This is a genomic window from Pseudomonas pergaminensis (assembly GCF_024112395.2).
GTDB classification, from domain to species: Bacteria; Pseudomonadota; Gammaproteobacteria; order Pseudomonadales; family Pseudomonadaceae; genus Aquipseudomonas; species Aquipseudomonas pergaminensis.
Map to the genome: position 1 here is coordinate 5,583,494 of NZ_CP078013.2, position 24,007 is coordinate 5,607,500.

The 24,007-nt window shown below is 61.1% G+C and carries 16 protein-coding genes, 2 rRNA genes and 1 pseudogene (1 of these 19 only partly in view); 7 read left to right on the forward strand and 12 right to left on the reverse strand.

What is annotated here, in order from left to right:
- Window positions 1–62: 62 nt before the first annotated feature.
- The 4 genes from antA (at window position 63) to KUA23_RS25445 (ending at window position 4,654) form a co-directional block, all read left to right on the forward strand.
- Window positions 63–1,454 (forward strand): anthranilate 1,2-dioxygenase large subunit, encoded by a 1,392-nt coding sequence (antA, locus tag KUA23_RS25430; RefSeq protein WP_252993041.1) that lies wholly within the window; start codon window positions 63–65, stop codon window positions 1,452–1,454.
- A complete protein-coding gene (gene antB, locus KUA23_RS25435; RefSeq protein WP_078050179.1) occupies window positions 1,454–1,945 on the forward strand; it encodes an anthranilate 1,2-dioxygenase small subunit in 492 nt (163 codons plus the stop codon). Before antA ends, antB begins: the two co-directional genes overlap by 1 nt.
- Before the next feature lie 225 nt (window positions 1,946–2,170).
- A complete protein-coding gene (gene antC, locus KUA23_RS25440) occupies window positions 2,171–3,178 on the forward strand; it encodes an anthranilate 1,2-dioxygenase electron transfer component AntC (protein ID WP_252993042.1) in 1,008 nt (335 codons plus the stop codon).
- Between the two features lie 72 nt (window positions 3,179–3,250).
- On the forward strand, window positions 3,251–4,654 hold the full coding sequence (locus tag KUA23_RS25445; RefSeq protein ID WP_099492581.1) for an amino acid permease: 1,404 nt from the start codon (window positions 3,251–3,253) through the stop codon (window positions 4,652–4,654).
- 159 nt (window positions 4,655–4,813) lie between these two features.
- Here KUA23_RS25445 and kynA read toward each other — a convergent pair whose 3' ends face one another.
- Window positions 4,814–5,671, reverse strand: coding sequence for a tryptophan 2,3-dioxygenase (gene kynA / locus KUA23_RS25450; protein ID WP_078050181.1), 858 nt, complete (start codon window positions 5,669–5,671; stop codon window positions 4,814–4,816).
- The gene (gene kynB, locus KUA23_RS25455) at window positions 5,668–6,318 is read right to left on the reverse strand and encodes an arylformamidase (RefSeq protein WP_078050182.1); all 651 of its coding nucleotides are present in this window, start codon (window positions 6,316–6,318) and stop codon (window positions 5,668–5,670) included. The genes kynA and kynB overlap by 4 nt, the downstream gene beginning before the upstream one ends.
- 375 nt (window positions 6,319–6,693) lie before the next feature.
- Between kynB and KUA23_RS25460 the strand changes: the two genes are divergently transcribed.
- On the forward strand, window positions 6,694–7,038 hold the full coding sequence (locus tag KUA23_RS25460) for a cupin domain-containing protein (RefSeq protein ID WP_010206533.1): 345 nt from the start codon (window positions 6,694–6,696) through the stop codon (window positions 7,036–7,038).
- Window positions 7,039–7,086: 48 nt separating this feature from the next.
- Here the strand turns inward: KUA23_RS25460 and mmsB are convergent, their stop codons facing one another.
- Together mmsB and KUA23_RS25470 are read right to left on the reverse strand one after the other, a co-directional pair.
- Window positions 7,087–7,974, reverse strand: a complete 888-nt coding sequence (gene mmsB / locus KUA23_RS25465) for a 3-hydroxyisobutyrate dehydrogenase (protein WP_252993043.1) — start codon at window positions 7,972–7,974, stop codon at window positions 7,087–7,089.
- 15 nt (window positions 7,975–7,989) lie between these two features.
- Complete coding sequence (locus tag KUA23_RS25470) at window positions 7,990–9,507, reverse strand: CoA-acylating methylmalonate-semialdehyde dehydrogenase (protein ID WP_016974890.1); 1,518 nt, start codon at window positions 9,505–9,507, stop codon at window positions 7,990–7,992.
- A gap of 129 nt (window positions 9,508–9,636) precedes the next feature.
- Here KUA23_RS25470 and KUA23_RS25475 point away from each other — a divergent pair, with 129 nt between their 5' ends.
- Together KUA23_RS25475 and KUA23_RS25480 are read left to right on the forward strand one after the other, a co-directional pair.
- Window positions 9,637–10,584: a LysR family transcriptional regulator gene (locus KUA23_RS25475; RefSeq protein WP_028617937.1), complete on the forward strand. Its 948-nt coding sequence runs from the start codon at window positions 9,637–9,639 to the stop codon at window positions 10,582–10,584.
- 313 nt (window positions 10,585–10,897) lie between these two features.
- A pseudogene (locus KUA23_RS25480) lies at window positions 10,898–11,093 on the forward strand (DUF3077 domain-containing protein); the annotation flags it as partial.
- 287 nt (window positions 11,094–11,380) lie between these two features.
- On the opposite strand, the gene yfiB reads toward KUA23_RS25480, so the two are convergent.
- The 8 genes from yfiB to KUA23_RS25520 form a co-directional block, all read right to left on the reverse strand.
- Window positions 11,381–11,872 carry an outer membrane lipoprotein YfiB gene (yfiB, locus tag KUA23_RS25485; RefSeq protein WP_078050184.1) on the reverse strand — a complete coding sequence of 164 codons (492 nt, stop codon included), beginning with the start codon at window positions 11,870–11,872 and terminating at the stop codon, window positions 11,381–11,383.
- A 4-nt stretch (window positions 11,873–11,876) separates the two neighbouring features.
- Window positions 11,877–13,139: a diguanylate cyclase DgcN/YfiN gene (gene dgcN / locus KUA23_RS25490; protein WP_252993044.1), complete on the reverse strand. Its 1,263-nt coding sequence runs from the start codon at window positions 13,137–13,139 to the stop codon at window positions 11,877–11,879.
- On the reverse strand, window positions 13,136–13,711 hold the full coding sequence (gene yfiR, locus KUA23_RS25495; RefSeq protein ID WP_252993045.1) for a regulatory sequestration protein YfiR: 576 nt from the start codon (window positions 13,709–13,711) through the stop codon (window positions 13,136–13,138). Before yfiR ends, dgcN begins: the two co-directional genes overlap by 4 nt.
- A gap of 141 nt (window positions 13,712–13,852) precedes the next feature.
- The gene (gene recD, locus KUA23_RS25500) at window positions 13,853–15,922 is read right to left on the reverse strand and encodes an exodeoxyribonuclease V subunit alpha (protein WP_252993047.1); all 2,070 of its coding nucleotides are present in this window, start codon (window positions 15,920–15,922) and stop codon (window positions 13,853–13,855) included.
- A complete protein-coding gene (gene recB, locus KUA23_RS25505) occupies window positions 15,919–19,593 on the reverse strand; it encodes an exodeoxyribonuclease V subunit beta (protein WP_252993048.1) in 3,675 nt (1,224 codons plus the stop codon). Before recB ends, recD begins: the two co-directional genes overlap by 4 nt.
- Window positions 19,590–23,039 carry an exodeoxyribonuclease V subunit gamma gene (recC, locus tag KUA23_RS25510; RefSeq protein WP_346356361.1) on the reverse strand — a complete coding sequence of 1,150 codons (3,450 nt, stop codon included), beginning with the start codon at window positions 23,037–23,039 and terminating at the stop codon, window positions 19,590–19,592. The genes recB and recC overlap by 4 nt, the downstream gene beginning before the upstream one ends.
- Window positions 23,040–23,182: 143 nt before the next feature.
- Window positions 23,183–23,298 (reverse strand): 5S ribosomal RNA (gene rrf / locus KUA23_RS25515).
- A 157-nt stretch (window positions 23,299–23,455) separates the two neighbouring features.
- A 23S ribosomal RNA gene (locus tag KUA23_RS25520) occupies window positions 23,456–24,007 on the reverse strand; it runs 2,340 nt beyond the window's last position.

Sequence of the window (24,007 nt, forward strand, 5' to 3'; positions counted from 1 at the left end):
CCCGCACCCTGCCCCGCTGCCTCTAATAAACCACCGATTAGCCCTATCAAAAGGTGCCTCCCATGAGTGGTGCAAGAAGCGTCGAGCAGTGGAAAACATTTATCGAAGGTTGTCTGGATTTTCGCCCGGCGGACGAGGTGTTCCGTATCGCCCGCGACATGTTCACCGAGCCGGAACTGTTTGATCTGGAGATGGAACTGATCTTCGAAAAGAACTGGATCTACGCCTGCCACGAAAGCGAACTGGCCAACAACCACGACTTCGTGACGATGCGCGCCGGGCGCCAGCCGATGATCATCACCCGCGATGGCGAAGGTCGGCTCAATGCACTGATCAATGCTTGCCAACATCGCGGCACCACGCTTACCCGTGTCGGCAAGGGCAACCAATCCACCTTCACCTGCCCGTTCCACGCCTGGTGCTACAAGAGCGACGGCCGGCTGGTTAAGGTCAAGGCGCCGGGGGAATACCCGGAGGGTTTCGACAAGGCCACACGCGGCCTGAAAAAGGCGCGTATCGAGAGCTACAAGGGCTTCGTGTTTATCAGCCTGGACGTGAAGGGCACCGACAGCCTGGAGGACTTCCTCGGCGACGCCAAAGTGTTCTTCGACATGATGGTTGCGCAGTCTGCCACCGGCGAGCTGGAAGTGCTGCCGGGCAAGTCTGCCTACACCTACGACGGCAACTGGAAGCTGCAGAACGAAAACGGCCTGGACGGTTATCACGTCAGCACCGTGCACTATAACTACGTGGCCACGGTGCAGCATCGCCAACAGGTGAACACCGAGAACGGCACCGGCGCAGGCAGCACCCTAGACTACAGCAAGCTCGGTGCCGGCGATGCGAACACCGATGACGGCTGGTTCGCCTTCAACAACGGCCACAGCCTGTTGTTCAGCGACATGCCCAACCCCAGCGTGCGCTCCGGCTACGCCACCATCATGCCGCGCCTGGTAGAAGAACACGGCCAGCAAAAGGCAGAGTGGATGATGCACCGCCTGCGCAATTTGAATATCTACCCGAGCCTGTTCTTTCTCGACCAGATCAGCTCGCAACTGCGCATCATCCGCCCGGTGGCGTGGGACAAGACCGAGATCATCAGCCAGTGCCTGGGGGTGAAGAACGAGTCCGACGCCGACCGTGAAAACCGCATTCGCCAGTTTGAGGATTTCTTCAACGTATCGGGCATGGGCACGCCGGATGACCTGGTGGAATTCCGCGAAGCCCAGCGCGGCTTCCAGGGCCGGCTTGAGCGCTGGAGCGATATCTCACGCGGCAGCCATCGCTGGGAAACCGGGCCCACGCCGAACAGCGAAGCCATCGGCATCCAACCGGCCATGACCGGCACCGAATTCACCCATGAAGGCCTTTACGTGAACCAGCACCGCAACTGGCAGCAATTCCTGCTCAAGGGCTTGGACAACCAAGCGCTGACACTGCGGGAGGTGAAGTGATGAATGCGCAACTGCAGTACCAGATCGAGCAGTTCTTCTACCGTAAATCCGAGCTGTGCGACGCCCAGGATTGGGACGCCTATGTGCAATTGTTCGACCCGCAGAGTGAGTTCCACCTACCGCAGTGGGACTCGGAGCACGTCTACACCCGCGACCCCAAGCGCGAGATGTCGCTGATCTATTACGCCAACCGCTCGGGCCTGGAGGACCGCGTGTTCCGCCTGCGCACCGGCAAGGCGGCGTCAGCCACGCCGATGCCGCGCACCTTGCACCTGATCAATAACGTGCGCATTGCGGAGCAACCGGATGGCACGCTGGAGGTGAAATTGAACTGGCACACGTTGTTCTATCGCTTGGCTACGTCGGAGCAGTTCTACGGACAGGCTACCTACAGCCTCAAGCCCCATGGCGACAGTTGGTTGATCACCCGCAAACACGCGTTGCTGCTCAACGACACCATCAACTCGGTGCTGGATTTCTATCACCTCTAAAGCGCCCTTGTTGTGGTGGTGAGCGTGCTTTTTTGTGGTGAGCGGGTTTGCCCCGCGCTGGGGCGCGCAGCGGCCCCTGGTCCAAACACTGCGGTTTGGCGGGAAAAATGCGGCGACTTTCATGGGGCTGCTTCGCAGCCCAGCGCGGGGCAAGCCCGCTCACCACAAAAAGCACGCTCACCACAACAGGCCGTGCGTACGTCATAAATAGGCAGAGAACAATACATGAATCACAAAGTGGCCTTCAGTTTTGCCGACGGCAAGACCCTGTTTTTCCCAGTGGGCGCGAATGAAATCTTGCTGGATGCGGCGCTGCGCAACGGCATCAAGATCCCCCTGGATTGCCGCGAAGGCGTGTGCGGCACCTGCCAGGGCCGTTGCGAGTCCGGCGACTACAGCCAGGACTATGTGGATGAGGAAGCCCTCTCCAGCCTCGACCTGCAACAGCGCAAGATGCTCAGTTGCCAGACACGAGTGAAGTCCGACGCGACGTTCTATTTCGACTTCGATTCGAGCCTGTGCAACGCGCCGGGCCCGGTGCAGGTGCGTGGCACAGTGAGCGCGGTGCAGCACGTGTCGACCAGTACCGCGATCCTGCAGGTGCAGTTGGATCAGGCGCTGGACTTCCTGCCGGGCCAATATGCCCGCCTGTCGGTGCCTGGCACGGACAGTTGGCGGTCATATTCTTTCGCCAACCTGCCGGGTAATCACCTGCAATTTTTGGTGCGCCTGTTGCCCGATGGGGTGATGAGCAACTACCTGCGCGAGCGTTGCCAGGTGGGCGATGAACTGGTGATGGAAGCGCCACTCGGCGCCTTCTACCTGCGCCATGTGACCAAGCCCTTGGTGTTGGTGGCGGGCGGCACCGGCTTATCGGCGTTGCTGGGCATGCTCGATGAACTGGCCGCCAACGGCTGCGACCAACCCGTGCACCTCTACTACGGCGTGCGCGGGGCCGAGGACTTGTGCGAAGCGGCGCGCATCCAGGCGTATGCCGCGAAAATCCCGGGCTTTCGCTACACCGAAGTCCTCAGCGCACCCGCGCAGGATTGGCCCGGCAAGCGCGGTTACCTCACCGAGCATTTTGACCTGGCCGAATTGCGGGACAGATCGGCGGATATGTACTTATGCGGCCCCCCTCCAATGGTCGAATCCATCCAGCAATGGCTGGCGGATCAGGCACTTGATGGCGTTCAGCTGTATTACGAAAAGTTTACGCAGAGTAATATCTGACCCCTCAGCACTTCTGAGGGGCTGATGCGGCGTGCACTCAACCCTGAGAAAAACAAGTAGAAGGGAATGTTAATGGCGGATGACATGGTTAACCCGGTAGGCCTCAAGCGTGGCCTGAAGAACCGGCACATTCAGCTGATCGCCTTGGGAGGGGCGATTGGCACGGGGTTGTTCCTCGGCTCGGCCGGGGTGCTCAAGTCGGCGGGGCCGTCGATGATCCTGGGCTACGCGATTGCGGGTTTCATCGCGTTCCTGATCATGCGCCAGCTCGGCGAGATGATCGTCGAAGAGCCGGTGGCCGGCTCCTTCAGCCACTTCGCGCACAAATACTGGGGCGGCTACGCAGGCTTCCTGGCGGGCTGGAACTACTGGGTGCTGTACGTGCTGGTGGGCATGGCCGAACTGACGGCGGTGGGTAAGTACATCCAGTTCTGGTGGCCGGAGATCCCGACCTGGGTCAGTGCACTGGTGTTTTTTGTCGCGGTGAACCTGATCAACACCCTGAACGTGAAGTTCTTCGGCGAGGCCGAGTTCTGGTTCGCGATCATCAAGGTGGTGGCGATTGTCGGCATGATCGTGCTCGGTTGCTACCTGCTGTTCAGCGGCACCGGCGGCCCGCAAGCCTCGATCAGCAACCTGTGGAGCCACGGCGGGTTCTTCCCCAATGGCGGCATGGGGCTGTTGATGTCCATGGCGTTCATCATGTTCTCGTTCGGTGGCTTGGAGCTGGTGGGCATTACCGCCGCCGAAGCCAGCGAGCCGCGCAAGGTCATCCCGAAAGCGATCAACCAGGTGGTGTACCGGATCCTGATTTTCTACGTCGGCGCCCTCACCGTGCTGCTGTCGCTGTACCCATGGGACCAACTGCTGCAAACCCTCGGCGCGTCGGGCGATGGCTACAGCGGCAGCCCGTTTGTGCAGATCTTCTCGCTGATCGGTAACGACACGGCTGCGCACATCCTCAACTTCGTGGTGCTGACCGCCGCGTTGTCGGTGTACAACAGCGGCGTGTACTGCAACAGCCGCATGCTGTTCGGCCTGGCCGAGCAAGGCGATGCGCCCAAGTCGCTGATGAAACTGAACAAGCAAGGCGTGCCGATCCGCGCCCTGGCGATTTCGGCCTTGGTGACAATGCTGTGCGTGGTGGTCAACTACGTGGCGCCGCAGAGTGCCCTGGAGTTGCTGTTTGCGCTGGTGGTTGCCTCGTTGATGATCAACTGGGCGCTGATCAGTATCACCCACATCAAGTTCCGCAAGGCCATGGGCGAGCAAGGCGTGACGCCGTCGTTCAAGACCTTCTGGTTCCCGTTCAGCAACTACCTGTGCCTGGCGTTCATGCTGATGATCATCAGCGTAATGCTGGCGATCCCGGGTATTCGCGAGTCGGTGTATGCGATGCCGGTGTGGGTGGGGGTTATCTATGTGGCCTATCGGTTGCGGGTTCGCAAAAGCAACGCGGTAGTGAACGCACAGTGATTCCTGTGGGGGCCGGGCTTGTGTGGGAGCCGGGCTTGCCCGCGATGCAGACGACTCGGTTTACAGTGAGACCCAGGTGATGCCATCGCAGGCAAGCCAGCTCCCACAGTTTTGAATGCATCCAAAATGAAAAAGCCCCGGTAATCCGGGGCTTTTTGTTTAGAGCGTGGAACGTACTCGCCAGAGCTCTGGGAACAGCACGGTGTCGAGCATCTTGCGCAAATACCCCACGCCTTCCGTGCCGCCCGTACCGGGCTGGAAGCCGATGATCCGCTCTACCGTCGTCACATGGCGGAAGCGCCATTGGCGGAACGAGTCTTCCAGGTCGATAAACTTCTCGGCCAACTGATACAGGTCCCAGTAGCGGTTCGGCTCGCGGTATACCTCACGCCATGCCGCCTCCACGGACTCATCGTGAACCGTCGCCGCCGTCGGGTCGCGCTCGGCACGTTTCGGGTCAATCGCCAGGCCGGCCTTGATCATCAGGTTGATCGCTTCGTCGTACAGCGACGGCGTGGCAATCGCCACTTTCAGCTCGTTCAACAGCTCCGGCCGATGGGCGTGAGGCCGCAACAGCGCCGCGCTTTTATTGCCGAGAATAAATTCGATCTCGCGATACTGGAACGACTGGAACCCCGACGACTGCCCCAGGAACGGGCGGATCGCTTTGTATTCCGACGGCGTCATTGTCGCCAGCACGGCCCAGGCGTGCACCAGCTGATCGAAGATCCGCGACACCCGCGCCAGCATCTTGAACGCTGGTGGCAGCTCGCCCAGGCGCACGTGTTCACGGGCGGCCTTGAGTTCGTGAAGCATCAGTTTCATCCACAACTCGGAGGTCTGATGCTGGATGATGAACAGCATTTCGTTGTGGTCCGGCGACAGCGGGTGCTGGGCGCTGAGGACTTTGCCCAGGTCCAGGTAATCGCCATAGCTCATGGACTCGGAAAAATTCAGCTCGGCGTTATGCCATTCTTCCGGGGGTTGGTAATCGGCAGAGAAGGGACATTGGCTCATCGCGTGGGCTCCTTGAGCGGACGGAGAATGGCGCGGACCGGGCTCGCGTCCAGGTTGGCAAAACGCAGCGGCAGAGCAATCAGTTCATAGTCGCCTTCCGGTACGTCATCGAGCACGATGCCTTCGAGAATCGCCATGCCGTGGCGCGCCACGGCGTTGTGGGCATCCATGGTCTTGGACTGTTGCGGATCCAGCGAGGGCGTATCGATCCCGATCAAACGCACGCCCAGGCTGGCCAGCAGCGCGATGGTTTGCGGGGCGATGGCGGTGAAATTCGAATCCCATTCAGTCAGCGGCGCTTGTGGATAAGTGCGCAGCAACACACGCTCGGGCAGGTTATCCACACGGCCTTGCAACTGATGCGGCTGCACCAGCGCGCCGCTGTCCAGGCAATGCAACACCCGGCACGGGCCCATGTACACGTCCAGCGACACCTCGCCGATGGGTGCGCCGTCTGCGCTGTAATGCAGCGGTGCATCCACATGGGCGCCAGTGTGCGGCGACAAGGTGATACGCCCGACATTCACCGGACACTCCGGGCCAAACTGCCACACGCGCTCTTCCTGGAACGGCGTATCCCCCGGCCAGGTCGGGGTCGCCGTACTCAAGGGCGGGCTGATATCCCACCACGTTTTTATTGGGTTCATTTGAAGGCTCTCGGCGGTTACTGGGGTGAATGATACGAGGGCCGGCTGCGAATTTTCTTGCGAATTCTGGCGTGAGACGGGAAATCTTTCGCACTTACTGCGAAGAAAGGACGATAAATCGCACGAATATATCGTCCGGATGCGCCACCGTGCCCTGTGGGAGCCGGGCTTGCCCGCGATGACGGTGACACTGCTTGCATCTTCATAGCCTGACACTCCGCTATCGCGGGCAAGCCCGGCTCCCACAAGGGTTCGCGGTAATTTCCGGATCATCACACCGCTGCGCTTCTGGGCATCCCGATGTCGAGTTCAGACCACTGACGCAACGCCCTAGGCCTTAGGGTGGATCTTTCCATTCCCTGCCCTGGAGACATCATGTCCAAGCCCATCACCGTACTGCGCGACACCCACCCCCTGCCGGTCCTGGACGCGTGCAAATGGGAAAAACTCGAAGGCGACCCGCACACAGTCAACCTCAACGCCTACACTAGCGAAGACGGCAGCAAGATCATGGGCACCTGGATCTGCACCCCGGGCAAGTGGTACGTGGACTACGTGAAATGGGAATACTGCCACTTCCAGGAAGGCTACTGCATCATCACCCCGGAAGGCCTGGAGCCGATTCACTTGCGAGCAGGGGATATCTTCGTGGTGGAACCGGGGATGAAGGGGACGTGGGAAGTGGTCGAGACAGTGCGTAAGTATTTTGTGTTTGCTTGAGCCGCAAAAACCCGGGAGCCCACTATTAGCAGGCTCCCGGAAACGCCCCTACTTGTGCTTGCGATAGCTATTGATGATCGCCGAGAAGTCCTTGCCCCCTTCCCCACGCTGGCTCATCGATTGGTACAACTGCTGGGCCACAGCGCCCAGAATCACGGGTTGCTTGGCCTGACGTGCAGCCTCAGTAGCCAGGCCCAGGTCCTTGAGCATCAGGTCGGCGCCGAAACCGCCGGTGTAGCCACGCGACGACGGTGCGGTTTCGATCACCCCCGGCCATGGGTTGTAGGTATCGGAACTCCAGCAGCGCCCGGTGGAGCTGTTGATGATGCCAGCCAGCACCTGGGTGTCGATGCCCAGCGCGTCGCCCAAGGCCATGGCCTCACTGACGCCGACCATGCTGATCCCCAACAGCAGGTTGTTGCAGATCTTGGCGATTTGCCCGGTGCCCACTTCACCGCAGTGCACGATGTTGCGGCCCATCTGTGCCAGCACCGGGTGCAGGGTGGCGAACAGTTCCGGGGTGGCGCCGACCATGAAGGTCAGCGTCCCTGATGCGGCGCCGCCGGTGCCGCCGGAGACCGGGGCGTCGGCTACGGTTACGCCTTGCTTGGCCGCCGCAGTCGCTACGTCGCGGATGGTCTGCGGGTCGATGGTGCTGCAATCCACCGCTGGTACGCCTTTGCCGATGCCAGCCAAAACCCCGTCTTCATTCAGCCACACGCTGCGCACATGCGCCGCCGCCGGCAGCATGGTAATCACCAGCTCAGCGTCTTTTGCCGCATCGCGTGGTGAATCGCTGACAGTGCCACCCAGTTCGGCCAGTTCCTTGAGTACTGTCTGGTTCAAGTCGAACAGGTTCAGCGCATGGCCGGCCTTGATCAGGTTGCGGGCCATGGGTGCACCCATGTTGCCCAAGCCGATAAATGCAATCTTCATGGTCGTCTCCCGGTATCAGCGCAGGTTGATGGTGGTGTTGACGCCATCGTTGACCGTGTCGTCATCGAACCAGCGGCTGGTGACGGTTTTGGTCTGGGTGTAGAACTGCACCACTTGCTTGCCGTACGGGCCGAGGTCGCCGAGCTTGGAACCGCGCGAGCCGGTGAAGCTGAAGAAAGGGACCGGCACCGGAATAGGAATGTTGATGCCGACCTGGCCTACATCGATCTCGCTCTGGAACTTGCGTGCCGCCGCACCGCTCTGGGTGAACAGGCCAGTGCCGTTGCCGAACGGGTTGGCGTTGACCAGGGCGATGGCCTCGTCGAGGGTCGCCACTTCCAGCACCACCAGCACCGGGCCGAAGATTTCCTGGGTGTAGATCTGCATATCGGTGGTCACGCCCGAGAACAGGGTCGGGCCGACAAAGTTGCCTTGCTCGAAGCCCGGCACCTTGATGTCGCGGCCGTCCAGTTCCAGCTTGGCGCCTTCTTTCACGCCGCTCTCGATGAGTTCCAGGATACGTGCCTTGGCACGCTTGGAAATCACCGGGCCGACATCAGTGCCCGCTTCACTGCCCGCGTTGACCTTGAGCTTTTGCGCCAGCGCTTTCAGGTCCGGCAGCCATTGTTTGGACGCGCCCACCAGCACCACCACCGAGGTGGCCATGCAACGTTGGCCCGCCGCGCCAAAACCGGCACCGACCAGGGCATTGAGGGTGTGTTCGCGGTTGGCATCCGGCAGCACCACCGCGTGGTTCTTGGCGCCCATCATCGACTGCACGCGCTTGCCGTGTTTGCCGGCCAAGTCGTAGACGTGAGTGCCCACGGCGGTCGAGCCCACGAAGGACACGGCCTTGATATCTTTGTGGGTGCACAGCGCATCCACCACGTCCTTGCCGCCGTGCACCACGTTGAGCACGCCAGCCGGCACGCCAGCTTCCAGCGCCAGCTCCACCAGCAGCATCGTTGACAGCGGGTCCTGCTCGGACGGTTTGAGAACGAAGGTGTTACCGCAGGCGATGGCCATCGGGAACATCCACAGCGGGATCATCGCCGGGAAGTTGAACGGGGTGATACCGGCGCACACGCCGATGGGTTGGCGCAGGGTGTAGGTGTCGACACCACCGGCGACGTTCTCAGCGAATTCGCCCATTTGCAGGGTGCCGATGGAACAGGCGTGTTCCACCACTTCCAGGCCACGGAAAATATCGCCCTCGGCATCGGCAATGGTCTTGCCCTGCTCGTTGCTGAGGACCACGGCGATGCGCTTGGAATGTTCGCGGATCAAGGCCTGCAGCTTGAGCATGATGCGCATGCGCGCACCGATCGGCGTCAGCTTCCAGGTCTGGAAGGCGCGATGGGCGGCATCGATAGCAGCGTTGACCTCATCGGCCGTGGCGAACGGGACTTTGGCCAGCACCTCTTGGGTGGCCGGGTTGACGATGTCTTGCCACTCTGTGGTCTTGGACTCGACCCACTCGCCGTTGATCAGCAACTTGACCTGTTGCACGGAAATATCGGCAGATGCGTTCATGTGGTCTCCAATCTTATATTTATGCAGAGACAAGGCGCGTAACCGCCTTGGGAAATGAGGCGTTCGGACTGTTTTTGGAGTATAGATGTGCAAATCTCTAATAAGAACGCACATAAAAGCCGGACCAATATGCAAAAAAACATCACGTCGCTGGGCTCCCTGAACTGGGATGACCTGAAGTTTTTCCTCGAAGTGGCCCGCACCCGCAAGGCCAGCGTGGCCGCCAAGCGCCTGGCGGTGGACTACACCACCGTGTCGCGGCGCATCAGTTCACTGGAAGTGTCACTCGGCACCCTGCTGTTCGAAAAATCCCGGACCAACGGTTTCGTGCTCACCACCGAGGGCCAGCGTCTGCTGGGCTATGCCGAGTCCATCGAAAGCACCCTGCACATGGCCTGCGAGCAAGTTTCCGGCTCCGGCGTTGCGCTGTCGGGCCATGTGCGCATGGGCTGCACCGAAGGGTTCGGGAGCTTCTTCGTCACCCCGCAGTTGAGCCACTTCGTCGACACCTACCCGGCCATCTCGGTGGACATCCTGCCCCTGCCCCACTTCATCAGCCTGTCCAAGCGCGAAGCCGACATCGTCATCGCCCTGGAACGGCCGGAACATGGGCCGTATGTGTGCTGCAAACTGTGCGACTACAAATTGCAGCTGTACGCGACCCAGGAATACCTGGACCAACACCCGCCCATCCGCAAACCTGCGGATTTGGCCGAGCATCCGTTTATCAGCTATGTAGATGACTTGGCGTTCAGCTCGGAGCTGCTGTACCTGGCAAACGTGGTGCCCGGCGCCAGCGCCAGCCTGCGCAGTACCAGTGTGATCGCGCAGTACGTGGCGGCGCAGCAAGGACGGTCGATGGCGATATTGCCGTGTTTTTTGGCGGCGCAGGATCCACGGTTGTTACCGGTGTTGGGGGAGCAGATTTCCATCACTCGCCAGTTCTGGATGTATTGCCGGGAGGACCTGAGGAAGTTGAAGCGGATTACGTTGTTGTGGGACTACATCAGGGAGGTGACGGAGCAGAATCAGGGGCTGTTGATGGGGGAGACCAGGGAGATCAGGTTCGCGGATTAAAGGGCCATCAACGATGATTCGCTTTAATTTGCAGGACGTTTCCTAGAGAATCTCCGGCCTATTGTGCCTTAGGGTTCGAGTCATTAGCCTCCGTACTTCGCTGACATCAGAGAACGGGTTTAGCGACCCGACCCCGGACACAGCCTCCAACGTCAAGCGTTTCATGCTTGTCGTTGTCGTGTTATGCCGGCTGTGCGTGGGAGACCTTTGGGTCTGCCGGGTCCTGGGGCCGGTTCGCTAATCTGCGCACAGCTGCACCCTTTCATGTTTAGCGACATGAGTGGGTGGCTCCCTAAACTCCCAGGTATGGATCATGACTAAAATCGTCCCCGATCCACCGCTCTCCTCCATCACCACCCTCGGCGTCGTCACCTTTCGGGGACTACGGCGAAAACGAAAAACCCCTGTTCCGCGTCAACGCCGGCATGCCCATTGAGGAAGCGTTAGAGCACGCCTCCACCCTGCTTTTCTACTCCAAGAAACTCGCGATGGAAGCCGCCCTAGATATGCACGCCGGACCGTTAAGCGCACACCGTTCAGATGTGGGGGCCTGCCTTCGACGGCGGTGGGTAAGGCAATAGATTCTTAACTGAATGACCGCATTCGCGAGCAAGCCCGCTCCCACAGTTGAACTGGGTAAGCCGCAAAATCCAGGCCTTGCACAAATAAGTGTGGGAGCTGGCTTGCCTGCGAAGGCGGTGTGTCAGTCAGCACATTCTTTGCTGATGGACCGCTATCGCCGGCAAGCCAGCTCCCACAGTTGATTGGGTTTCACATTGAGATTGGCGGGACGGGTTCAGTCCGCAATCACCACAATCGACACCCGCCTATTCTCCGTGCGCCCCTCCACCGTGGTATTCGGCGCCACCGGCTCGCTGCTGCCCAGCCCGCGCAGCTGGATGTTCTCTTCCTTCATGCCCACACCGGTCAACACCGTCGCCACACTTTTTGCGCGGCGCAGGGACAGTTGCTGGTTGTAGGCTTCCTTGCCCGACGCATCGGTGTGGCCGTCGATGCGGACGCGTTCGATGCCGACGCCCAGCAGGGCCTTGCCTATGCGCTGGACGATCTCGGTGCTGGGTGGGTTGAGCGTCTCGACGTCGCTGCCGAACAGCACTTTGCCGGACAGGCCGAATGCCCAGCCTTCGTCGGTCAGTTCAAAGCCTTGTTGCTTGAGGACGGCCACTTGCGCCGGGGTAAGGCCTTTGGGGGGTGGCGTCTGGCAGCCGCCGAGGGCGAGCAGTGCCACCAGCAGGGGGATAAACATGAAACGCACGGTCGAGAACAAGGGATCAGCTCCTGTGGTGAACGTTGGCGGCGGAGGGCTCCGACTCTGCCGTTTGCTGGCCGCCCGAGGACAAACGTTTGGCCTGGTACATCGCCGCGTCGGCAGCATTGAGCAAGGTGCCGGGTGTGGCGCCATGATCAGGGTAGATGGCGATGCCAATACTGAGGGAGGTCAATACCTGAGTGTTGCCGGGCACGGGGATGGGCTGGTCCATGCTGGCGATGATCTTGTCGGCGATGCGGTGGGCGTCTTCTACCTTGTGCAGCGGCGCCAGCAGGATGGCGAACTCGTCACCGCCCAGGCGCGCCACCAGGTCATCCTCACGCAGCTGGGCCCGTACACGTTCGGCGACGGCCACGAGCACGGCGTCACCGGCCGCGTGGCCAAAGCTGTCATTGATCTCTTTGAAGCGATCGCTGTCGAGGTAAAGCACTGCCACCTGCTCTTTGGCCTTGGCCGCGCTGCGCAGGGCACGGATCAATCGGCCTTCGAAGAACGCGCGGTTGGGCAGGCCGGTGAGGCTGTCGTGGTTGGCCTGATGGGCAAGGGATTCGTTTTCGCTTTGCAGGTGGTTCTGCCAGGCCTCCATCTCGCCGAGCAGGGCGTTGAAGTCACTGCCCAGGCTGTCGAGTTCGGCGATTTTTGCCGGTGGTACGCGGCGGTCGAAGTCGCGCTCGCTGCGGGCGGCGTGGGCCACGGCGGCGAGGCTTTGCAGTGGGCCGGTGATACCGCGTAACAAGCGTCGCGCCAAGTGCAGGGCGATCCACGCGCTGAGCGCGGTGCAGATGAGGATCCCGGCCAGGCCGCTGAGCAGGAAGCGGAGCAGGCTGCCACCGTGACCCGTGAGGTGAGTGCTGCCGATGGCTCGCCCTTGGTGGAGGATCGGCTGGCTGATGGGTTGTTCGAGCAAGGTGTGCGCCAGTTCCAGCTCAACCCGCGAGAGCATGCCGGTATCCGGGCGTATCCACTGCGCCAGCAACTTGCCATTGGCGTCGAAGACTTCGGCCTGGGCCACCTCTTCGGTGGAGGCGATCAGGCTGAGGGCTTCGGTGGCTGCCGCGCTGTCGTTGAACACCACCGCCGCTTCCACGGTGTAGTTGATGGAGCGCGCGATCAGGTGCAGGTTGTGTTCGGCATACACCCGCAGCGCCAACACCCCCAGCAAGGTCAGCGAGACGCTCGCCAGGATCACGGCCACCAGCGCCAGGATCAGGTGCCCTCGGCCGATGACCGAGCGCAATGTCGGTCGCACTTTATCGACCTTCATGGCGCAGGCGCTCGACGACGGGACAACTGCAGCACGCTGGGGTGAATGCGCACGCCGCTGCGCGCCACGGAGTCGAGGTTGACCTCGAAGGACACCTGCTCATCCCCCACCCGCAGGCAGAACAGGCTTCCCACCGTACACTGGTCGCCGCCTTCGCTGATGCTGAGCACCGGATGACCGATCAACGAGGTAAACATCTGACCACGCTCATCGGCACTGAGTTTTCCGATGTACACCGCATCGCACGCGTTGACGATATCCGAATGGCTGGCCAGCAGACGCTGCACCACGACCGGACGGCCGGTAGCCTGTGTGGTGCCTTTGATCAGGTCGTCGGTGTATTGGGTCGGGCCGACGATACACAGGCGCAATTGCGCAGGCTCAACCGGCCAGCGCGCATAACTGAGGATACCCAGTACCACTTGGGTGACCGCCTGGGCGCGTTGCGCGGCAAGGCCTGCGGGGTCGGATGCCTGGGCAAAAGCGTGTGGCGTAAGCACACACAGGACCGCCACCAGCAGCAGGCGTCTCCAGCTCAAACTGCGCTCTGTGGGCGAGACAGCCACGTTCATGCAGCGATTCTCTCAGGTGTTTTTTAAATGATGCCGCAACGATAGCACAGCGGCGGAAAACCCCGCGAAGACGGGGCTTCGTGGGGGTCGCTATTTTTTCAGAAAAATCAGACGCCTGAATCAGAAATATCACATGATCTGTCAGTCAGTTTTTTCAGGCTCGTGACCCAACTCCAGCATCAACCCACTCAAGCGCTTGACCTTGCGCCTGACGGCTTCTTCGAACACGCCGCCACGGGGCTCAATCAGGCTGAACCAGCGCTTGGCCCGGGTGATGCCGGTGTAGATCAACTCTTTGGTGAGCACCGGGTTCAAGGCATCCGGCAGGATCAGCGCAGTGTGGGTGAACTCCGAGCCCTGGGATTTATGCACGGTCATGGCGTACACGGTTTCCACATCATTCAGACGGCTGGGCAGCACAAACCGCACGCCGCCCTGGCCATCGTTACGTGGGAAGGCCACACGCAGCACCTGGGGGCCGCCGTCGCTTTCGGGCAATTTGAGGGCAATGCCGATGTCACCGTTCATCAAGCCCAGGCCATAATCGTTGCGGGTCATCAGCACGGGGCGGCCTTCGTACCATTGCTCGTCGCCTTCGATCAGCCGCACCTTGCGCAAGGCCGCGGTGATGCGCAGGTTCAGGCCTTCCACACCCCAGGGACCTTTGCGTACCGCACAGAGCAGTTGGAACGCGTCGAAGGCTTGCAGCAGCTGCTGCGCCCAGAGAGTCCAGGCGGGGTCTTCACGTGGGGTGCCGGGGGCTGGCCGCGCGCTTTGCAACAGGTTGAGGTAATAGCGATAACCCTGGGCACCGCCACCTTGCCCGTCCAGTACCAAGCGTTCCAGGGCGTGGTCATGCTCGCCCTTGAGGCTGACACAGAACAGGTCATCGTGACTGCGCGCCGCCAACAGCTTGCGGGCTTCTTCGGCGTTTTGCTGGTTGACCCAACGTGCCAGTTGGCCGATGCCACTGCCTTCACCGAAACGTCGCGAGTAGCGCAGCATCACCACTTGCTGTGCCAGGGGATGGGTACCGTCGAGATCTTCCTGCAGGCCAGTGGCGCTGAGGTCTTCACCGCTGACGGCTTGCAGCCATTGGCGGGTCTCGGCGCTGTAGAAGCCAGCTTCGGCGTCGCGGCACAAATCACCCAGTACCGCGCCCGCCTCTACCGACGCCAGTTGGTCCTTGTCGCCCAACAGGACCAGGCGAGCATGGGGCGGCAAGGCGTCGAGCAGGTTGGCCATCATTTCCAGGTCGATCATCGAGGCTTCGTCGACGACCAGCACATCCAGGGGCAATGGGTTGCCGATGTGATGACGAAAATGCCGCGTGCCCGGGCGACTGCCCAGCAAGCGGTGGACGGTGGTGACCTGGGTCGGGATCTTTTCCTTCACGTTGTCCGGTACTTTCAGCGACAGCACTTGCTGGCTGATGGACTCGGTGAGGCGTGCCGCCGCCTTGCCGGTAGGCGCGGCGAGGCGAATGCGCAATGGACTGCCGGACTCCACAGCCGGCGCCTGCAACAGCGCGAGCAGACGCACCACGGTGGTGGTCTTGCCGGTACCGGGGCCGCCGGTGACGATGCTGAATGCACCGCGGGTAGCCAGTGCGCAGGCGAGCTTTTGCCAGTCGATCACACCATCGGGCGGCGGTTGGTCGAACAGGCTGTCGAGGCGCTGCGGCAAATCGGTGGCGATGCTTTCCTGAGTGGCGAGCCGCAGGCGCAAGGCGGTGTCGATGCGCCGCTCGTAGGTCCAGTAGCGGCGCAGGTACAGGCGCTTGCCGGACAGGACCAAGGGGCGACTCTGGGCGGCTTCGCTGCCATCAACTGCCAACGCCACCAGATGGCTGGCGGCCAGCGCATGGCACCAGTGGGCGCCATCGAGGCCGTCGAGCAACTGCGACGGCAGCAGCATGGCGCCGGTTTGCAGGTCGCCTTCAGGCGGCAACGACAGGGCAAAGTCCGGTGCCTTGAGGGTTTCGAACAGGTCGAGGCAGACGTGGCCATGGCCCAATTGATGGCTGGTCAGCGCGGCAGCCAGCAGCACCAGCGGGTCAGCGTGGGGTTCAAGTTCGTGCAAGAAGCCGACGAAGGCTTTGTCCAGGGCGCGCAACCAACCGCGATCGACCCAACGTTCCAGCAGTTGCACCAGGTCGGCGGCGTTGCTGAGGGGCATCAGCGCCTCCAGCGGTAACGGCGACAGGCTCATAACAACACTCCTTGTTCCCAGGCGGGCTCAACCTTGGGCGGGATGGGCTTGCCCTGGAACAACAGGTCCAGGCCTTCGATCAGTTCCCGTGGCGGCCGGGTGAAATACGCACCCTGGCTCGCCGACTGGGTGCCGCGCAGGAACAGGTACAGCGCGCCGCCGACATGGCGGTCGTAGTCGTAGTCCGGCACGCGCGCCTTGAGTTGGCGATGCAGGGCCAGCAGGTAAAGCACGTATTGCAGGTCGTACCGATGATCGAGGATCGACTGTTCCATAGCGTCCGGGGTGTAGGCCGAATCGTCGGGACCGAGCCAGTTGGATTTGTAATCGGCCACGTAATAGCGGCCGTCATGTTCGAAGGTCAAGTCGATAAACCCTTTGAACATACCATTGAGCAGCACGGGTTCGGCGGCAACGCGGGAAACGCCGTTATGGGTGTATTGGCATACCAGTTTGTCGAGAGCGAGGACGTCAACTTTGTGGCTGGCGAACCAGAACTCCATCTCGATTTGGTACTGCTGCAAATCGCTGAGGGAGACATGCCCGTTATCCACCGGCAGTGGCGTTTGCAACAGGTGGCCGAGCCAGCCGCTGAGGGTGATGATCCAGCCTTCCCAGTTGCGCCGATTGCAGCGTGCGCCGACTGCCTTTTCGATGGCCTCGGGTGTGACGTTGAAGCCCTCCTCCCCCGCCCATTCCAGCAGACCGTGAAGGAAAGTCCCTGGGTTCGGGCCGCGTGGGAAACGGTGAATATCGCCGCCGGACGCCGCCACTTCGCGCGGTGCATCGGGGTCGAGGCGCTCGTCATCGAAGAGCTTCTGGGCCTGTGGGCTCTCCGGCGCTTCGAGCGAGGCAGCGCTCATGCTGTCGCCGATGCGCAACGCGCTGTAGGAGGCAATCCACCAGTTTTCTGCGGCCTTGCGCTTGGGCAGCAAGGGCGCCCGCAGCCTGGCTTCGTTGCGAGGTGGGTGAAAGACGATGTCTTGCGCGTCGGGCACTTGGGTGTAGTCGATGGCGGGACACCCTGCTTGCAGGTCCAATAGCCAGCGTGCCAAACCGGCAGACTCCGCCAACGACGCTCCAGCGCCGAGCAAGTAGCCCAGCGCTGAAAGATGCAATACAGAGCTATTGCTGTTGCCGCGCTTGAGGTCGGCGATGCCCAGCCAGCATGCATGCTTGGCGCGGGTAAGCGCTACATACAACAGGCGCAGGTCTTCGGCCAGGCGCTCGTTATCAGCCTGGACGATCAACTCAGGCGTTGGGCGCAGGCTGACCTGGGATTTGCCGTGTTCATCGTGGTAGTGCAGCGGCAACCGGCTGCCGTCCACTGGTTTGGCCGAGCAGATAAACGGCAGGAAAACCAGGTCGTACTCCAGGCCTTTTGACTTGTGGATCGTCACCACCTTGACCAGTTGCTCATCACTCTCCAGACGCAGGATTTGTTCTTCACCCGCTTGGCCGGAGAGTGCCAGGTGTTCGGCCAGATGTCGGATCAGTGCCTGTTCGCCATCCAGTTCCGATGCCGCTTGTTGCAGCAATTCACTGAGGTGCAGCAGGTTGGTCAGCACGCGTTCGCCATCGCTGCGTGCGATCAGGGTTTGCGGCAATTTAAAGTCGTGCAGCAGGCGGCGCAGCATCGGCAGCACGCCTTGGGTCCGCCATATTGCGCGGTAGCCACGGAACTGCATGACGCGGCTTTCCCACGCCAGCTCATCCTGGTTCAGACGCTCCAGTTCCGGCAACGACAGGTTCAGGGTGACGCATGCCAAGGCGGCGCGCAGCGGGCGCTCGACATCCGGCTCGGCGCAGGCCTTTAGCCAGGCGAGCAGGTCGTGGGCCTCTTGGGCAGCGAACACCGAGTCCTTGTCGGACAGATACACACTGCGCACACCACGGGCAGCCAGTTCGGCACGTACGGCCTGGGCCTCCTTGCCATCGCGCACGAGGATGGCGATGTCTGACGGGAGCACGCCCTTGAAGCTTGCATCTGGCTGCAGGAAGCCAGCAGTACCTTGCTGCCCGCCGTTGAGCAATTCAACAATGTGTGTGGCACAGGCGGCAGCCAATTGCTGACGATAAACCGCATTGGACACCGGCTGGTCGGTGGGCAAGTGCCAGAGGTTCATGGCCGGCATTGTCTGGCCATCCACCTGAAGTTGCTCTTTGCGCCCCTGGGACTGCACCGAATGGAAAGGCACCGGGTTTTCACCCTTCGGCTCGCGGAACAGGAACGCGCCGCGACCTGTTTCTGCACGCTGGAACACGTGGTTCACCGCCTCCACCATTGCGTGGCTGGAGCGGAAGTTGGTGCCCAGTGTGTGGTGGCGGCCGGTAGTGGATTGCCGGGCGCGCAGGTAGGTGTAGATGTCGGCGCCCCGGAAGGCGTAAATCGCTTGCTTGGGATCGCCGATCAGGAACAGCCCGCTGTCGAGGTGGTTTTCTTCGATGCGGTAGATACTGTCGAAAATGCTGTATTGCACCGGGTCGGTGTCTTGGAACTCATCGATCAAGGCCACGGGGAACTGCTCGCGGATCACACTGGCCAGGCGTTCGCCACCGTCGGCCTGGAGCGCAGCGTTGAGGCGGATGAGCATGTCGTCGAAACCCATTTCGGCGCGGCGCCGCTTTTCTTCCTCGAAGCGTTTGCCCACCCAGCCGGCGGCGTGCTGCAACACGGCGGCGTCGGGGGTCGGCAGCGCATCAAGGGCCGCCTTGAGTCCGGCCATGGCGTCGATACCGGGGTGCTGGGGCGGCTCGCCTTTCCAGGCTTCGGCCATGCCGTCGGGCGTCAGGCGGGTGAAGCCGGTGCCGATGTCCAGTTGCTCGAGGGATTCGTCAGCGGCCCAGGCGCTGATCTTTTCGAACCAGGGCTCGAAGTAGCGCGCTTGCATCTTGCGGCCATCGACGGCCTTGGCGGCCACGGCTTGCAGGCAGATATCGCGCAGCTCGGCGGCCCATTGTTGCCAGGGGGCCTTGAGTGTCTGCAGTGCTTCGCGGCGCTCTTGCAGGCAGGCGTTGATCAGCTCGGCAGGCTCGCGGGTTTCATCCGTAGGCCGTTCGCTGCCAAACAACGCGCGTACCCGTGGCATCAACGCGGCGGGGCCGCTCCAGTTATTGCGTACCCAGTTGAGCGCATCGTCGTGCATCGGGTAGCAGAACAGCCGCCAGTAATCACGCAACACTTCGCCGAGCAAGTCGCTGTGGTCTGTTTCCAGGGTCTGGGTGAACAGGCTGCCACTGTCGAAGGCATGTTCGCGCAGCATGCGCTGGCACCAACTGTGGATGGTTGAGACAGCGGCTTCGTCCATCCACTGGGCGGCGATGTCCAGGCGATTGGCGCAGGCAGGCCATTGTTCGGAGGGGTAGTCGGCGCGCAGATCGGCGATCAGGGTGTCGGGCTGTTCGATTTCTTCGCGGAAAAAGCGCGCGGCTTCAGCCAGACGGATGCGGATCCGTTCGCGCAGCTCCTTGGTGGCGGCGTCGGTGAAGGTCACCACCAAGATTTGTGGCGGCAGCAATTCACGGCCAAAGCCTGCGTCTTCGCCACCGTGGCCGAGGACCAGGCGCAGGTAAAGGGCGGAGATGGTGAACGTCTTGCCGGTGCCGGCGCTGGCTTCAATCAGTTGACTGCCTTTGAGCGGAAACGCAAGGGCCAAGGGTTTGCTGGTCATGCGCCGTCCTCGCCAGTGAGTGATCGCCAGGGTGCGTTGAGCAGCGGGCGATACAGGGTTTCGCACCACCCTTCGAACTCTTCGCTGGCGATGAGTGTGGCGTAGTCGGGAAATTGCCGGGTGAGCGCCGGGGTTTCGCGACGCTCGCCATCGGTGGTCAGGCCGTCGCCTTCGTAGGCTTTACTGGCAGCTGCTTGCGCCTTGGCAGGATCGGTTTGGCTGAGCCACGCGAAAGCGGTTTTCACGGCAACGGGCAGTGGCTGGCTCATTCCGATTTGCCAGGCGAGCAGCAAGTTGCCGAGGACTTCCTGGGCATTGGATCTGTCCAGTGGTGGCAGGAGCAGGGTCTCGTCGCTGGCGACCAAGCCGGTGCTTAACGGCAGACCGCAGGCACAGGCGACCACGTGATTGACCCAGGGGCGAATCAGGCGATGCCATTTGCGGGTCTTGATCGAGCCGATACTGTTGGGAATGGTGGTGACGCTGAGTAAACCGCCATCACTGCGCCGATGCAGACCGCTGACCCAGCCTTCCAAGTGAACGCCATGATGCTCAAAACTGACGGGCTCGGCGCCGGGGTGCGGGGTGGGCCAAAGGGCCAGCAACTGCTGGTAGCGTCGCAGCAGATCGGGCAAGGGCTCGATCAGCTCGTTGCGCAGGCACTCACCGAAACCCACCATCGGCAACAGGCCACTGCCTTGTAAACGCAAGGCCTGGGCGTTCAGCGCCTGGTCGAGGTGATCGGGTTGTGTGAGTGCGGCGCTGAGCAGGCTGTCGCTCAGGCTATAGCGTTGCAGTGCGTCGAGAACGAAGGGCTCTTCGTCAGCCAGCGGCACCTCGGCGGCTTCGAAGAACACTTTCAGGCGTTGGCTGAAGAAGTGTTTGACTGGGTTGCGCAGGAAATCTTGAAGCTGGCCGAGACTCAGGGGTTCTTCCTGTTGATGGGGGGCTAGGTCGTGTTTGGCTGGGATGGCATCGGAGGCCTCGTGGAGCAACTGCCATTCGCGCGCGTAGCTGAACAGCGCATCGCCCTCATGGAAATAACGGGCGCTGAACGGTTGCAGCGGATGCTCTTGTGTCATGGCTTCAATCAGCGGCGTGTCACTGTTTGCGAGGTGCCAGCCGCTGGCGAGATGGTCACGCAGCTGGCCGATCAGTACCGAGGCCGGGCGGTCACTGTTGTCACGGATGCTGCGGCCGACCCAGCTGATATACAGCTGGTCACGTGCTGAAAGCAGGGCTTCGAGCAGCAGGTAGCGGTCGTCTTCACGGCGTGAACGGTCGCCGGGGCGGTAGTCGCTGCCCATCAGGTCGAAGTCCAACGGAGGTTGCGCACGCGGGTAATCACCGTCGTTCATGCCGAGCAGGCAGACCAGCTTGAAGGGGATCGCACGCATGGGCATCAGGGTGCAGAAATTGACAGCTCCAGCGAGGAAGCGTTGGGACAGGCGACCTTGGTCGAGGCCGGCGAGCCAAGCTTCACGTACTACGGTAAGTGGTAATTGGTCCTGCAACCCTACGGACTCGCAGGTTTCCAACCAAGTCTCTCTGAGTTGCTCGAGTTGGCTCAGCAGGTAGTCGTCGTGTTCGCTGCTCGGCAGGAAGAACAGTTGCATCAGGCGTTGCAGGCGTTCGCCCCACTCTTTGGGCGATGCGGGCTGCGACAAAGCTTGATGGGCGTCGTTGAGTGCGTCGAGCAAGGCAACCAGTGGACCAATCAGGGCGGCGTCGAGGCCACCGATTTCGTCGTAGGGCTCGATGCCATCACACGCGGCGCCGGTGCCTACGGCGTAACCGAGCAACATGCGGCGCAGGCCGAAACGCCAGCTGTTTTGTTCCAGCTCCGGTGGTAGGCCAAGGCTGGCACGTTGTTCGGCGCTAAGCCCCCAGCGGATGCCGGCGCCTTCTATCCAGCGGTGCAATGTGGGCAGGTCACGCTCTTTGATGACAAAGCGTTCGCGTAGGGCCGGAACATCAAGCAGGTCGAGGATTTCGCTGACGGGGAAGCGGCTATCGGGGAGTTTCAGCAAGTGTTCGACGGCGATGAGCAGAGGGTCGCGACCGCGCTGGCCTTGATCAGTCAGGGTGAACGGGATGAAGCGTGGGTCGTTGCGCTCAAGCTGGCCGAATACGGCGCGGATGTGCGGCGCGTAGCTGTCGACGTCGGGGACCATGACGATGATGTCCCGGGGGCGCAGCGTGGGGTCGGCACTGAAGCGCTGGAGCAGTTGGTCGTGGAGGATTTCCACTTCGCGTTGGGCGCTGTGTGCAATGTGGAAACGGATTGAGGTATCGCGGTCCAGATCGACAGCTGGCCATAGCTCGCGGGTTTCGTTGAGTGGGCGCAGTTCGAGGATATCGTCCTGGAGCTGGTTGAGCAGTGTGGTCGGTTCGCTGTCGCTGAACAGGTCGATGCGGCCGTCACGGAATGCGGCGCGGTAGCTGTTGGGATCGTCGTAGCTGTCCAGGAGGCTGATGTAGTCACGGCCTTGTTTACCCCACGCGGCCAATAACGGGTGAGCGTGCTGGTGCAGGGTTTGTGGGTCGATGGTGACCGGCATGCCCGCTTTGCGAGCCTGACGCTTGTATTCGTTACGTAGTAGGTCTTTGTCGGCGACGATGTCGGACCAATGATGGCGACAAGGGTTATGTACGCAGAGCAAGACTTGGCTGAATCGCGCGAGACCGGCGAGGGCTTCCAGTGCCTGTGCTGGCAACGAGGAGATGCCGAAAACGATGACCCTGGATGGCAAGCCTGGGGGCACGCTGTCTAGGGAATTGATGCGCTCGATGAAGCGCTGGTGAACGCCGGCACGGCTTTCGGCCATGCCTTCTTCACCTACATCCAACAGTAATGCGCGCCACAGTTCGGCTTGCCAGCAGTTGGCTGGGTTAAGGGGCTTGGATTCGCCCCGGCCGTTACGCAATTGGTGGCGGCCGGCGGCCCAGTCTTCCAGCCAGTCGGCGCGGTAAACCTGGTATTGGTCGAACAAGTCAGCCAGGCGTTCGGCGAGTTGGTAGCGTTTGCGCAGGTCGGTGTCGTGGGTGAGGAAGCGCTGCAGCGGTTCGAAGTGCGGTTGATCGATAAGCTCCGGGAGCAGACGCATCAGGCGCCAGGTCAATGGGGCTTTATCGAGCAGGGACTTGGGCGGAATTTCGTCACGACCCAGGACCATACGGTAGAGCTGCCACATGAAGCTGCCGGGCAGTTGCACGTCAATTGCGGCAGCGATGCCACAACCGCCCATGTCGTCGTCTTCCGGATCTTCAGCCAGGGCCAGCTTGAGCCACTGGGCGATGCCGTTGCTTTGTACCAGGGCGATTTCGTTTTCCAGAGGGGCCAGGGGATAGCGACGCATCCAGCTGACCACCAGGCTGCGCAGCTCGTCCAGGCGGTTGCCGTGAACCACCATGAATCCAGCACTGAGGGACGTCGCATCCGGCATAACGGCTTCCTTGGGAAAAGCAAAATCGAGGGTGCGACTTTAGCACCGTGGGCAGTTTTTGGCGGAACTCGGATGTTAGCTGTCTTTTCGACCGCCCAAAACAAAACCCCATCTGCTTTCGCAAATGGGGTTTCGGAATTTAATCTTGACGATGACCTACTCTCACATGGGGAAACCCCACACTACCATCGGCGATGCATCGTTTCACTACTGAGTTCGGGATGGGATCAGGTGGTTCCAATGCTCTATGGTCGTCAAGAAATTCGGGTACTGAGTCGTGGCCAGCTGGCCTCGCTTCAGCAAATTGGGTATGTGATAGCTTTCGGTGTTTTGTGAGCGTCGAACTTTCGGTTCATTTCGTCTTCACACACCGCAATCTGATGCTCGTTAGAGTAGTCAAATTGCTTGGGTGTTATATGGTCAAGCCTCACGGGCAATTAGTATTGGTTAGCTCAACGCCTCACAGCGCTTACACACCCAACCTATCAACGTCGTAGTCTTCGACGGCCCTTCAGGGAACTCAAGGTTCCAGTGAGATCTCATCTTGAGGCTAGTTTCCCGCTTAGATGCTTTCAGCGGTTATCTATTCCGAACATAGCTACCCGGCAATGCCACTGGCGTGACAACCGGAACACCAGAGGTTCGTCCACTCCGGTCCTCTCGTACTAGGAGCAGCCCCTCTCAAATCTCAAACGTCCACGGCAGATAGGGACCGAACTGTCTCACGACGTTCTAAACCCAGCTCGCGTACCACTTTAAATGGCGAACAGCCATACCCTTGGGACCGGCTTCAGCCCCAGGATGTGATGAGCCGACATCGAGGTGCCAAACACCGCCGTCGATATGAACTCTTGGGCGGTATCAGCCTGTTATCCCCGGAGTACCTTTTATCCGTTGAGCGATGGCCCTTCCATACAGAACCACCGGATCACTAAGACCTACTTTCGTACCTGCTCGACGTGTCTGTC